Raw genomic sequence first — 13624 nt, forward strand, 5'->3', positions numbered from 1 at the left:
ATCCTCACCGCTGATGATGAATTTGCCGTCATTCATTCCGGCCTAACCAATTTGCATTTGACTTCCTGACCGATAGGCATATCGATAGCGCTATCAATAAAACCGCGTCAGACGGTCATGAGGGGAAGCGGAATGGTTTCCATGGCAATAGCATCTCCGGCTTCGTCGGACATGGCGCTCGGCGCGGTGGAGACCTGCGGCTTCTTCGCCGCTGCCCGATGCAGCATACCCCATCGACGGCACCCTTCCTATTCCGCCTGACTGAGGCGCTTCCGCCATCATCATCACATGAATGCCCCCGCATGCCGCGACGAACGGCAGCGGGCCGACAGAGAGGACCTGACATGAAATCCACGCCCAACATCCGCCTGTGCCGCCTGACGCTTCTGTGCGCCACGGCGGTCGGCGCGATGACTGCCTCCACGGCGCTCGCCCAGGCGGTTCCCCCTCCCCAGGAACAGGTTCCGGCCGATGGCCAGGACAATGGCCCCTCGACGCCGCCGGCGCCGCAGACCGACCAGACCCAGGGCACGCCGAGTGAGGATATCGTCGTCACCGGCTATCGTTCCAGCCTTGCCAAGTCGACCAATGCCAAGCGCGCGTCGACCGGCTTCACCGACTCGATCTTCGCTGAGGATATCGGCAAGTTCCCCGACACGAACATCGCGGAATCCTTCAACCGCATTCCCGGCGTGACCATCACCCGCGACGTGACCGGCGAAGGCACCAACGTCGCCATTCGCGGGCTCGGCTCGAACTTCACCAACGTCACGCTGAACGGCGCGCCGATCGCCGTCGCTTCGTCGGGCGCGACCGATGCGCAGGGCACCGACCGCTCGGTCGACCTCAGCTTCTTCCCGACCGACTTGTTCACCAAGCTGACCGTGAACAAGAGCTACACCGCCGACCTTCTGGAAGGCGGCGCGGCGGGCAATATCGACCTGCGCTCCGCCCGGCCGTTCGATCGCAACGGCCCGTTCCTGGCCTATAATATCCAAGGCACCAAGCAGACGCCGGAAGACCGGATCGGCGCACGCGGATCGCTGATCGGCAGTTGGCGCAACGATACGTTCGGCATCCTGGCCGGCGTCTCGGCGCAGCGCATCTTCACCGATACGCGCGGGTATGAGACGATCGGCTACACCAACCCCGCGCTGACCGCCGCGCAGTGCGGCGCGACGAGCGGATGCAACAGCACCGGCGGCGGCAACTGGACGATACCGGCGGTGGTTCCCAACGGAGCCGGGGCCGGGCTGGTCCCTGGCACGACGATCGACCGCGCCTTCCTGCTGGCCAACAATCCCGGCGCGACGATCCAGCAGATCGACAACGGCCTGTTGCCGCGTCTCGGTCGCTTCACCAGCATCCGGGGTCCGCGCGACCGCGTCAACGCGATCGTCAGCGCGGAATATCGCCCGACCGATACCCTTCACTTCTATGTCGACGGGCTCTATGGCTACAAGAAGAACGAGCTGACCCGTGAGAACATGGCGTGGATCGTGCGCAACGGCGCGATCATTCCCACCAACCTGACCTTCGACAAGGCGGATTGCAGCGCGGGCTGCACGGTCACCGGCGGCACCTTCGCCAATGTCCAGTTCTTCAACGAATTCCGCCCCTATACCGAGACGACGCATCTCTGGAGCGTCAATCCCGGCGGCGAGTGGGAGATCGCCGACAAGCTCAAGCTCAACTTCCAGGGCAATTACGCGCGCTCGACCTTCCACCGCGAGAGCCCGACCGTCGGCATGACCACGCCGCTGGGCGTCGGCAATACCGTCACCTATTCGAACGATGGCGGCCTGCCGACCATCACCAGCGCGCTGGACCTCAACGATCCGAAGAATTTCGGCTGGTATGCGGGCAGCCGCGTCAATCTCCAGGACGAACGCCGCCTCAACATCAACAAGGGGTTCCGGGGCGATCTGACCTGGGGTGACACCGCGCTGAACCTGAAGGTGGGTGGTGCCTATGACAACACGTCGCGCCAGATCCGCGGTTTCGACAACAGCCAGTTCTGGCAGAATGCGGTGTGCGGCAACAATCCCAACGTCGCCGTCCCCTCGCCCAATTCGCAGCCGCCGTGCGAAGGACTGAACGCCCCCGGCGCGGCGCCCGCCGGTTACCCGACCTATCCGGGTTATGGCACCGGCTTCAGCGCGGGCATGAGCGGCCCGGTCAGCTATGGCGGATCGCTGATCCCCAACAGCGCCGCCCCCAGCTATCTGAAGCCGGGCCGCGCCGGGTTCGTGACGGTCGACTGGCCCGCCTTCGCCGCCGCCAGCAACTACCAGTATTTCCATGACACCGCGCCGGAGAGCGGGGGTGCGAACACCGGGGCCAGCGGCGGCTTCATCCGCGAAGTCGTCAAGTCGGCCTTCGCGACCCTGAACGGCGCGCAGGACCTGGGCGGCAACACGCTGCGCTTCAATGTCGGCCTGCGCTACGTCAACACCATCCAGACCATCTCGGGCCGCGTCTCTCTGCCCGATCCGCGCAACGCGCCGGCGGGTGGCGGATCGCTTCCGGATGGCAGCCGCTATCCGAACATCGTCAACATCGCCCAGACGCGCAACGTCTATTCCGAATGGCTGCCCGCCGCGACCTTCGCCTATGATGTCGGCGAGCATGCGGTGGTCCGCGTCGCCGGATCGCGCACCATGACCCGGCCCGATCCTTCGGCTCAGCTTCCGGGCGTCAATTTCGGCGCGCCCTCGGCAGATCAGGCGTCGATCGGCAACCCGGCGCTGGCGCCCTATCTGTCGACCAATCTCGACCTGGGATTCGAATATTATACCGGTCGGGAAGGCGTGATCAGCTTCAACGCCTTCCGCAAGTCGATCGAGGGTTTCACGACGACCGCGATCAACACGGTGCCCTTCTCCAACCTGGCGCAGTACGGCATCACCTATGACACGCTGAACCCGACGCAGCAGATCGCGATCAACGCACGCGGCGGGCCCAGCCAGGCGCAGGTCCAGGTCACGTCGCAGGTCAACGTCCCCAACAAGCTGACGATCAACGGCCTGGAATTCCAGTGGGTCCAGCCGCTCGACTTCCTGACCCGCGCGATCGGCATCACCGGCTTCGGCTTCAACGCCAACGCGACGATCGTCGACCAGCGCAGCGACGGCCCGGCCATCGCCTTCGGCGTCGCGCCGTTCACCTACAACATCACCGGTTATTACGAGAAGAACGGCGTGATGCTGCGCGTCGCCACCACCTCGCGTCAGGGATCGCAGAACAGTGGCGCGGCGCAGAACGGCATTCCCGCCGCCGCGCTGTTCGGGACCGACTATACCACCTACGACTTCTCGTCGGCGTTCGACCTCGACAAGATTTTCGGTATCCCCGGCGCGCCGCAGCTGACCATCAACGTCGCCAACTTCACCAACGCGACGCTGCGGTCCTATTTCCAGTTCGAGAATGCGACCTTCACCCAGTACAAGCCCGGTCGCCAGTTCCTGATCGGCCTGCGCGGAACCTTCTAACTTCGCCTCGCACCGAACGAGAAAGGCCCCGGTTTCCGCCGGGGCCTTTTTCTTACCGTCCGTCCAACCCGTTCCCCACATCGGCCTGCGGCAGATAGCGCGGCGCCTGCCGGGCCCCGGCACGCTGTTCATAGGCATAGCCAGCCCCCAGCACTACCGCGTCGGCATCTCGGGTCGCGATGAAGGACAGGCCGACCGGCATTCCCCGAACCAGCCCCATCGGTACGGTCAAATGCGGATAGCCCGCCACCGCCGGCAGTTCGGAGGCCGAGGGTCCGTCATACTGATCGCCCTGGATCGGATCGCTCAGCCATGCCGCGCCATAGGTAGGCTCGACCAGCACCTGCACACGCGCCGTCTTCAACATCGCGTCGATGCCGTCCTCGCCCGCCAGCCGCAGGGATGTCCGCCGGGCTTCGAGATAGGCGGGATCGTTCAAGCCCTTCGTCTTTACCGCCTGCTCGAACAATTCCTGTGCGAAGAAGGGCATTTCCTCGGCCGCGTGTTCGCGATTGAAGGCGATGACCTGATCGAGCGTCCGTGTCTTCACGGCGGCGGGCGTGGTGGCGAGATAGGCGTCGAGATCGGCCTTCAACTCGGTCATCAGCACGGTCTGTTCGGCATCGCCCAGCCCCTTCAGTTCGGGCACCGTCACATCGACCAGAATGGCACCCGCCGACCTGAGCGTATCCAGCGCCTGATCATATCGCTCCCGTAAAGGGGCCGACATCGACTTTGGCCGGATCACCCCGACCCGCATTCCCGACAAGGCGCTGGTCGACAGGCCCGTCGTATAGTCGCGGGCCATGGCCTTCGCCGTCGCCGGATCGGCGGGATCGCGGCCCACCATGGCCGACAGCATCGTCGCGACATCACGAACGCTGCGCCCCATGGGGCCCGGCGTATCCTGGCTATGGCTGATCGGCACGACATGGGTGCGACTGACCAGGCCGATCGAGGGCTTGAACCCGACCAGGCCGTTGACCGATGAGGGGCAGACCACCGATCCATCGGTCTCGGTCCCGACCGCGGTCGCCGCGAAGCTCGCCGCAACGGCAGCCCCCGAACCCGACGACGAGCCACAGGCGGTACGATCGAGCGCATAGGGGTTACGCACCAGCCCGCCGACCGCGCTCCAACCGCTCATCGAATGGGTCGAGCGGATATTGGCCCATTCCGACAGGTTCGTCTTGCCCAGGATGACCGCCCCCGCCCGCCGCAGCAGCGCGACCACCGGCGCATCGCGGCCGGTGACGTTGTCGGCCAGGGCAAGGCTGCCCGCCGTCGTCGCGACCCGGTCGGCGGTCTCGATATTGTCCTTGATCAGGATCGGAATGCCATGAAGCGGTCCGCGAACCCGGCCGCGCCGTCGTTCCTCGTCGAGTTTGCGGGCCTGCGCCACGGCATCGGGGTTGAGCGCGATGACGCTGCGCAAGGTCGGGCCTTTGCGATCCATCGCCGCGATCCGGGCCAGATAGGCTCGTGTGATATCGGCGCTGCTCGCCTGCCCCTTGGCCATCATCGCCTGCAACTGGTCGATCGATACCTCTTCGACCTTCACCTGCCGCGCCGCCGCGGGCTGAGCCAGGACCGAAGCCGTGATCGCTAGTCCGAGCATGAAGTCGCGCATCATCGTCCCCCTTTGTCCGCCGCCCAAGCTAACGGCGACGGCACCTCGCACAAGTCGTTGATTGTTCGCGGCCTTCACGAAAGCGAGCTTGGCGGATGGCGCTGGACGTCCCTCGGCGCCATCGCGCGCCTGAAAAGCGACGCAGGCGGTCTTTTTATTGGAAGTGCAGGCAAATCGCTTGCCGGACCTCGCGGAGGCGCTGTATGTGACATGTGTATGACACGTCCTCCACCGGACCGGTCGCGGGATCGCCGGATCGAGGATCCGACCAATCTCTGGATCGTACACCCAGCGGCCGATTTGCTGCTGCCTTGGTTCGTCGCCCGGCGAATATCGGCCAATATGGTGTCGGGCGGCGGCTTGCTCCTAGGCGCCTTGGCGGCGCTCAGCTATGCCCAGTGGCAGGATTGGCGTTTCGTCCTGCTCGGCCTGATCCTCTCCATCTGCTGGCTGATCGCCGACGGGCTGGACGGCATGATCGCCCGCGCGACCGGCACCGCCAGTCCGCTGGGCCGGGCGCTGGACGGACTGTGCGACCATGGCGTCTTCGCGCTGATCTATATCGTTCTGGCCTGGTCGATCGGAACGACGGGCGGCTGGCTGCTCGCGATCGCCGCCGGGGCGGCCCATGCGGTCCAGTCCAATTATTATGAAAGCGAGCGGGCGCGCTTCCACCGCCGATGCAAGGGGCTGACCGCCCCCGCCGCCTTGCCGCTCAGCCGCAACCCGCTGGTGCGCTGTTATGACTGGGTCGCGGGCACGCTGGAACGCTTCGCCGGACGCTTCGACGTGGCGTTGGGGCGCCAGAGCGATCCCATGTCGCTCGCCACCACCTATGGCGTCGCGGCCGTCCCGCCGATGCGGTTGATGAGCCTGCTGAGCGCCAATGTACGCGTCTATACTATCTTCCTGGCCTGTCTGGCGGGCGATCCCCGCTGGTTCTGGTGGGTCGAAATCGGGCCGCTGACGGTGATCCTGCTCATCGGGCTGGTCTGGCACCGCCAGGTGGAGCGCCGCCTGATCCGTTCCGACACCCCTTTCCATCAACAAAACCTGATCCACTCGAAGGATATGAACACCCAATGACGAGCATCAATATCGCTGTGGTCGGCGTCGGCAATTGCGCCAGCTCACTGGTCCAGGGACTGTCGCACTATCGCGACGGGGCGAATGATACGATCGGCCTGATGCACTGGGACCTGGGCGGCTACCGGCCCAGCGATATCAAGGTCGTCGCGGCCTGGGACGTCGACACGCGCAAGGTCGGCAAGGACGTGGCCGAGGCGATCTTCGCCAAGCCCAACTGCACCGCCATCTTCTGCGAAACGATCGAGACGACCGGTGCGACCGTGCGCATGGGCAAGATCCTGGACGGCGTGGCCGAGCACATGTCCGAATATCAGGACGACCGCACCTTCATGCTCGCCGATGCGCCCGAGCCGACCAAGGAAGAGGTCGTCGCCGCGCTGCGCGAGTCCAACACCGACGTGCTGATGAACTACCTGCCGGTCGGCAGCCAGAAGGCGAGCGAATTCTACGCCGAATGCGCCCTGGAAGCTGGCGTCGCCTTCGTCAACAACATCCCCGTCTTCATCGCCAGCAACCCCGAATGGGCGGCAAAATTCGAGGCGGCGGGCGTGCCGATCATCGGCGACGACATCAAGGCGCAGTTGGGCGCGACCATCGTCCACCGCGTGCTGACCGACCTGTTCGCCAAGCGCGGCGTCAAGCTGGAGCGCACCTATCAGTTGAACACCGGCGGCAATACCGACTTCCTCAACATGTCGAACCATCGCCGCCTCGCCTCGAAGAAGATTTCGAAGACCGAAGCGGTTCAGTCGGTCGCCGCCGAGCGTCTGGACGACGAGAATGTCCATATCGGCCCCTCGGACTATGTGCCGTGGCAGAACGACAACAAGGTCTGCTTCCTGCGCATGGAAGGGTCGATGTTCGGCGGCGTGCCGATGAACCTCGAACTCCGCCTCTCGGTCGAGGACAGCCCGAACAGCGCGGGCGTCGCCATCGACATGATCCGTTGCGCCAAGCTGGCCAAGGATCGCGGCCTGGCCGGTCCGATCGATGCGGCATCGGCCTATTTCTGCAAGCACCCCCGCACCCAGATGACCGACGATCTCGCCGCGCAGGCGGTCGAAGACTTCATCACGATCCAATAAGATGATCGACACCGCGATCCTGCTGGCGGCGGGCGAAGGCAGCCGCCTGCGCTCCGCCGCCCCGTACAAGCCACTGTGCCATGTGGGCGGCCGGGCGCTGATCGACCATGCGCTGCACGGGCTAGCAATAGCGGGATTGCGGCGCGCGGTGGTGGTGCTCGGCTATGGTGAGGAGAGCATCGAGCGCCACCTCGCCACCGGAAACTGGCCGATCTCCGTGGAGACGGTGCGGGTGGCGGATTATCGCAAGCCCAACGGCGTATCGTTGCTCGCGGCCGAACCTCGGCTCGCTGGCCGGGATGCGCTGCTCGCCATGTGCGACCACCTTGCCGATCCCCAACTCTATCGGCGAACCGCCGAAGCGGGTTCGGGCGGTGGGGCCCGGCTGGCGATCGATCGTCGGATCGACAGCGACTGGGTCGATCTGGAGGACGTCACCTGCGTCCGAACGCAGGGCGAGCGGATCGTCGCGATCGGCAAGGGCTTGGGCGACTATGACTGTTTCGACACCGGCGTCTTCGCCATCGGGCCCAGCCTGTTCGACGCTCTCCACGGGCTCGATGCCCCCTCGCTGACCGAAGGAATGCGTGTCTTGGCCGAGCGCGGGACGGCCCGGACGCTGGATTGCAGCGATGTCGACTGGATCGACGTGGACGACCAGCCCGCCCTGGCCAAGGCGGAGGCCTGGCTTCATAGTGGGACCCCGGCCAGCCGCCGCGCGGCATGACGCCCCGGCGCCCTTGACCGCCCAAGCCTCAGCTTTCCGGAAAATCGGCACCCAGGCTGAGGTCGCGGTTCGCTTCGATCTCGGCATGACGTTGCTTCAGCCGCTCGGTGACCGCGTCGAAGCCCCAGCGGCCCAGCACCAGATGGCGGGGCGGCTTTTCCTGCCGGGTGATCGCGATCATTGCCTCAGCCGCGCGAACCGGGTCGCCCGCTTGAGAGCCGCTGATGTCCCGCGTGCTCGCCAGCCTTTTACCCGCCGTCTCGGCATAGTCCGCGATCCGATTGGGCGTCTGTTGGAGCGAACGTCCCGCCCAGTCGGTCCGAAAGGGGCCGGGCTCGACACAGGTCACATGAATGCCCAGCGGCTGGACTTCGACCGTGAGCGCATCGGACCAGCCCTCCACCGCATGTTTCGACGCCGCGTAATAGCCTGAGCCCGGATAACCGATCAGCCCCGCCACCGACGTGATGTTGATGACATGCCCCCGGCGCGCAGCCCGCATGATGGGCAGGACGGCACGGGTCAGGGCGAACAGGCCGAAGACGTTGACATCGAACTGCCTGCGGATCGCGTCGTCATCGCCTTCCTCGATCGTGCTCTGATAGCCATAGCCCGCATTGTTCACCAGCACATCGATGCCGCCGAAGCGCTCCTGTGCCGCCTTCACCGCCGCCGTGATCTGTTCGTCGTTCGTCACATCGAGTTCCAGCGCCAGCGCCGTCTCCTCATACCCCTCCACGATGTCCGCCACGTCGCCGATCCGCCGCGCCGTGACGACCGCCCGCGCTCCCTGCGTCAGGACCAGCTTCGCCAGTTCGCGACCGAAGCCGGTCGAGCAGCCCGTGATGAACCAGATCGGTGTGGACGAGGACATGGATCAGCCTTTCGATGTTCGGACCGCCAAGCCATGCGCGGCGCTAATGTTCCGGCTCGCTTCGACTTTTCGCCATCAGCCACGCCGCCCTGCGACGAGCGGACCGACAGGAGCGTCGAACACAAAAGGGATCGGGTGTCGCTTTCCCGATGCGCCGCTACAAGACGCGGAAAAAGGGAAGTTGCGTTGGTTTTGAAATCGCTGTTCGGCGGCACCGCTCTGCTCGCCTGTGTGATCCTGTCGTCCGCATGCGTACCCACCGTCAGCCAACCCGTGCCACCCGCCGCCGTACCAATCACGGTCGAGACCACCGCCCCCGCCGCGCCGCGTCCCGAGCCGGTTCGCGCCCGTCCCGCCCGCGTCCAGCCCTCCGCCGACCTGCTCAATGCCGTTCAGGCGCTGGGCAGCAGCTTCAAGGGCGAGGTGGGCATCAGCGTCCGCGATATCGACGAAGGCTGGGTCGTGGCGTGGGAAGGCGACCGGCCCCGCCCACAACAAAGCGTAAGCAAGCTGTGGGTCGCGATCGCCGTCATGGAGGCGGTCGATCGCGGTCGCCTGTCGCTCTCCGACCCGATCACCGTCAATCGGTCGGACCTGACCGTCTTCCACCAGCCGATCCGCGCGCTGGTGGGCAAGACGGGTTATCGAACGACCATCGGCGAGTTGCTCCGAGGGGCGATGACGCGCAGCGACAATACGTGCAACGACGTGCTCCTGTGGCGGGTCGGCGGACCCGACGCGATCAATCGCATGCTGTCCCAAAAGGGCGTGACGGGCGTCAAGTTCGGCCCCGGCGAGCGGGAATTGCAAGCGCGGACCGCCGGCTTGCAATGGCGGCCCGAATGGGCCGGCGGCTGGGGTTTCCTTCAGGCCCGGGCCGCGATGAGCTACGAAGCACGGGAAAAGGCCCTGCGTCGCTATCTGGCCGCACCGATGGACGGCGCGTCGGCGAACGGCGTCACGCTCGGCCTTTCGCTCCTGGCACAGGGCAAGTTGCTAACCTCTCGATCGACGGCTTCGCTGCTCACGCTCATGCGATCGAGCAAGACCGGGCCGCTCCGCCTCAAGTCCGGGCTTCGTCCCGGCTGGACGCTCGCGCACAAGACGGGGACCGGCCAGGATTTGGGCAGCCTATCGACCGGATATAACGATGTCGGCCTGTTGGTCGCGCCCGATGGCCACCGCTACGCCGTCGCCGTCATGATCGCCAGCACGCAGCAACCCATCCCCGCTCGCATGCGCCTGATGGGAGATGTGACGCGCGCGGTCGTCGGCTCGGCGAGGTAGCACGCCACTTCAGCAATGTTTTGTCACTTTTGCGGCCGTGCGGCGTTATCGCTTCACCCATCGTCCGAGGCCCCATCGTAAATGCCCCTTCCCACCGAACGTCTCGCCATTCTCGAAGCCAAACGCACCCTCAAAATGGCCCGATCCGCCCATGCCTATGTTCGCGGCAATACGGCTAAATTCTATGAATGGCTGGCGGAATCGCCTTCGGTCCGACGGGTTCCTCGGGGACCGGACATCTGGATTTGCGGCGACTGCCATCTCGGAAATCTCGGGCCCGTCGCGAACGGCGAGGGCGCAGTGGAAATCCAGATCCGCGATCTGGACCAGGCCGTTATCGGCAATCCTGCGCATGACCTGATCCGGTTGGGCCTGTCGCTGGCGACGGCGGCGCGTGGCTCCGACCTTCCTGGCGTCGTCACCATGCGGATGATGGAGGAAATGGTCGACGGCTATGCCGCCGCGATGCGCGATCCAGGCAGCGACGATCCGGGCGCCAGGTCCGAGATCGTCCGCAGCGTCGAGCGTGAGGCGCTGGGGCGACGCTGGCGCCACCTTGCCAAGGAACGGCTGGACGCCGTCGAGCCGCGTATTCCGCTCGGCAAGAAATTCTGGGATCTGACGCCGGAGGAACGCGAGGCCCTGACCACGCTGTTCGCCGACGAAGACGTCGCCCGGATGGTCCTTTCGCTGAAGGGCAAGCCAGGCGGTCGTGAGGTTCGCCTGGTCGATGCGGCCTATTGGATGAAGGGTTGCAGTTCGCTGGGCCTGCTGCGCTATGCCGCGATCGTGGGGCTCAAGACGGGCAAGGGCAACTGGTCCTATGCCCTCATTGATCTGAAGGAAGCGACCACCCCCATCGCCCCCGCCGCGCCGGGTACTGATATGCCAAAGGACGATGCGGAGCGGGTCGTGACGGCGGCAAAGGCGATGTCCCCCTATCTGGGTGCGCGGATGATGCCGGTGCATATGCTGGGCCGTTCGCTCTTCATCCGCGAATTGACCCCGCATGACCTGAAGCTGGAGGTCGACCAGTTCAGTGAGGGCGAGGCGGTGAAGGCGGCGCGTCATCTCGCTTTCGTCGTGGGCAAGGCCCATGTGCGGCAGATGGACGACCGGACCCGTTGCGACTGGCTGGAGACGTTGGAGGCGGACCGGCGGGGCGCGCTCGATACCCCGTCATGGCTGTGGGAAAGCGTCGTGTCGCTCGCGGGCAGCCATGAGGCGGGCTATCTCGACCATTGCCGCCGCTACGCCCTCGCCGCCTGACCGCCGCAGGTCAGCGCGTGTGGTGGGACAAGAAGGCCCACATCGCCTCATTATCGACGGTGGACCAGCTATGCCCGCCGCCGCGCTTCACGCGCACCGCGACGGTCGCATCGCCCCGGCACCGCGTATAGCCCTGTTCATAGTCGCTCGCGTCGATGATCCTGGCATAGGGGCGCGAACAACCGTTAAGCGCGGCCCAGCGTGCGAGCGCCGTAGTCTGCGAATATCGCCAATAGGGCGCGCCACCGCCGCTGATGGGATTGGTCGTGTCGGCGTCGCCCGAAAAGGCGAGGACGGGCATCGGAACTCGGGGGCGGCAGGTCGAGGGATCGACGCGGTCGGGATCGCCTTTGAGCGGTCGGCCCGCCCGTAAGCCGACGACCGGCGCGATCGCGGCAAATCGGTGCGGCACGCGGCAACCCAGCAGCGAGGTCATCCGTCCGCCACCGGACAGGCCCGTCGCATAGACCCGCGCGCCATCGACGCAACCGGTCGCGATCATGCGATCGACCAGTCCGGTCAGATAGCCGATGTCGTCACGAGCCGTCTTCGGCGGCAATGCTCCCGTGACGGTCGGGACACCCGGAATGTTCCAGACGAAGCCACGGCCCGCCGGGATACCCCCGTTCGGCGCCACGACGATGAAGCCATGGCGGTCCGCGGTCTCGGCGAGCCTGCTGTCCCGAAGCATCTCCGCACCGTTGCTGGTGCTGCCGTGGAGAAGCACCACCAACGGCATCGCAGCGGCCGACGGCTTTGCAGGCAGATGGATGAGGGCGCGTTCGGGCAAGGCGTCCAGAGCACCTATGCGACATTCCGCCAGGGCGGCGGTGGAAAGAATACAGGCGATCAGTGCCATCAGCAGGCGCAGGAACTTCAGCATATCGTGGTTCTACAGTCCCTTCACCCGCTCGCCCAGTCACAACGCCGATCGTCCATGACGTCGGGACAGCCCATCACCGCCATGTCCTTACCCCCAGGACCGCCAGCCCGCCCGACAGGGTGATCAGGGCCAGCACCAGCAGGACGGTATCGAAATCCTGCGGCGTCGCGAACACCCAGGCCAGCATCGCTCCCAAAAGGCTCGGCAGGGTATTGGTCAGATTGAACAGCCCCAGATCCCGTCCGCGCCGACGCGGATCGGGCAGCAACTGAAAGCTGAGCCCCGAATGCAGCGCGACGAACACCGACGATCCGGCGGTGTAGAGGATGAAGGCGGCCGCCCCCGCCTCTCGGCTTTGCGCGGCGGTCATGGCGACCAACCCGACCGCCGCCACCAAAGCGGCCAGCAAGAGGACATATTTGCGCCGTTCGAGCCTGTCCGCCGCCCGACCGAACAGCAATGCGATCGGCAGCGGTATGATGAAGCCCAATGTGTAGACCTGCCCGATCCAGCGAGGCAGATCGGCGCGCCCGGCGGGCGGCACGATCGTCTGGAAATAATAGAGGAGATAGCCTTGGGGCACGACCCCCGCGATCTGGATCAGCAGCCGGGACAGGCCCGCGATCCACAAGTCCCGACGAGGGGGGCGTGATCGCGCCGCGTCGGGGACCATCGGTACGTTGAGCGTCCGCGCGCGGGCCAGGAGCAGCGGCAAGACGCAGACCGCGATCATTCCGCCGACGACGGCAAGTCGCCCCTCCTCTCCCAGCGTCGCTTCGCCGACCAACCAGGCGGACAGCGCCGCCGCCGCCGGGTTGCCCAGCGCGATCAACCCTCCGGCCATGCCCCGCTTCGCATCCGGGATTTCCTCGGCCATGATCGCCATCAACGGAGCAAGCACGGCGTTGACCGCGACCTGAAAGCACAGGATCGCCGCGACCACCGAGGCAGGGGTCGTCGCCAGACCGATCAAAGCATAGCTTCCCGCGATCCCGACCAGCCCGACCGCCATCCATGGCCGCCGACCCCGGCCTGCCTGCGCCGACCGATCGCTGAGCCAGCCGAACAGAATATTGGCGAGGCTCGCCACCACCGCGCCAGACACGGCGATCAGCGACAGAAGCGCGATCCGCCCGTCCGGACTGATCGCCTGCACCTTCAGGGGTACCAGCAAGGTCAGCAGCGGCAGATAGGCGATCACGCCCCCGACATTGGCAAGCCCGAAAAGCCATAAAGGAGGGGATGATCGCGGCGGGATCGGTTCGGGGCCGGATGGGGACATGCCCCTC

At 65.7% G+C, this 13624-nt stretch carries 10 protein-coding genes; 6 read left to right on the plus strand and 4 right to left on the minus strand.

What is annotated here, in order from left to right:
- The first annotated feature begins 344 nt into the window (after positions 1-344).
- Positions 345-3491, plus strand: coding sequence for a TonB-dependent receptor (locus OXQ33_RS04165; RefSeq protein WP_267433419.1), 3147 nt, complete (start codon positions 345-347; stop codon positions 3489-3491).
- 52 nt (positions 3492-3543) lie between these two features.
- On the opposite strand, the gene OXQ33_RS04170 is transcribed toward OXQ33_RS04165, so the two are convergent.
- A complete protein-coding gene (locus tag OXQ33_RS04170) occupies positions 3544-5121 on the minus strand; it encodes an amidase (protein WP_267433471.1) in 1578 nt (525 codons plus the stop codon).
- 216 nt (positions 5122-5337) lie between these two features.
- Between OXQ33_RS04170 and OXQ33_RS04175 the strand changes: the two genes are divergently transcribed.
- Genes OXQ33_RS04175 through OXQ33_RS04185 form a run of 3 tightly spaced genes read left to right on the plus strand, consistent with a single transcriptional unit; the run spans position 5338 to position 8022 of the window.
- A complete protein-coding gene (locus tag OXQ33_RS04175; protein WP_267433420.1) occupies positions 5338-6207 on the plus strand; it encodes a CDP-alcohol phosphatidyltransferase family protein in 870 nt (289 codons plus the stop codon).
- On the plus strand, positions 6204-7295 hold the full coding sequence (locus tag OXQ33_RS04180; RefSeq protein WP_267433421.1) for an inositol-3-phosphate synthase: 1092 nt from the start codon (positions 6204-6206) through the stop codon (positions 7293-7295). The genes OXQ33_RS04175 and OXQ33_RS04180 overlap by 4 nt, the downstream gene beginning before the upstream one ends.
- Before the next feature lies 1 nt (position 7296).
- Positions 7297-8022, plus strand: a complete 726-nt coding sequence (locus OXQ33_RS04185) for an NTP transferase domain-containing protein (protein WP_267433422.1) — start codon at positions 7297-7299, stop codon at positions 8020-8022.
- Positions 8023-8050: 28 nt separating this feature from the next.
- On the opposite strand, the gene OXQ33_RS04190 is transcribed toward OXQ33_RS04185, so the two are convergent.
- On the minus strand, positions 8051-8896 hold the full coding sequence (locus tag OXQ33_RS04190) for an oxidoreductase (RefSeq protein ID WP_267433423.1): 846 nt from the start codon (positions 8894-8896) through the stop codon (positions 8051-8053).
- Positions 8897-9082: 186 nt separating this feature from the next.
- Here OXQ33_RS04190 and OXQ33_RS04195 point away from each other — a divergent pair, with 186 nt between their 5' ends.
- Together OXQ33_RS04195 and OXQ33_RS04200 are read left to right on the plus strand one after the other, a co-directional pair.
- Positions 9083-10183: a serine hydrolase gene (locus OXQ33_RS04195; protein WP_346015337.1), complete on the plus strand. Its 1101-nt coding sequence runs from the start codon at positions 9083-9085 to the stop codon at positions 10181-10183.
- A gap of 81 nt (positions 10184-10264) precedes the next feature.
- Positions 10265-11452: a DUF2252 family protein gene (locus OXQ33_RS04200; protein WP_267433424.1), complete on the plus strand. Its 1188-nt coding sequence runs from the start codon at positions 10265-10267 to the stop codon at positions 11450-11452.
- A 10-nt stretch (positions 11453-11462) separates the two neighbouring features.
- Here the strand turns inward: OXQ33_RS04200 and OXQ33_RS04205 are convergent, their stop codons facing one another.
- Positions 11463-12335, minus strand: a complete 873-nt coding sequence (locus tag OXQ33_RS04205; RefSeq protein ID WP_267433425.1) for a PHB depolymerase family esterase — start codon at positions 12333-12335, stop codon at positions 11463-11465.
- A gap of 73 nt (positions 12336-12408) precedes the next feature.
- Positions 12409-13536 carry an MFS transporter gene (locus OXQ33_RS04210; RefSeq protein WP_267433426.1) on the minus strand — a complete coding sequence of 376 codons (1128 nt, stop codon included), beginning with the start codon at positions 13534-13536 and terminating at the stop codon, positions 12409-12411.
- Positions 13537-13624 lie beyond the last annotated feature (88 nt).

This window comes from Sphingomonas sp. GM_Shp_1 (assembly GCF_026540895.1).
Taxonomy (GTDB): domain Bacteria; phylum Pseudomonadota; class Alphaproteobacteria; order Sphingomonadales; family Sphingomonadaceae; genus Sphingomonas.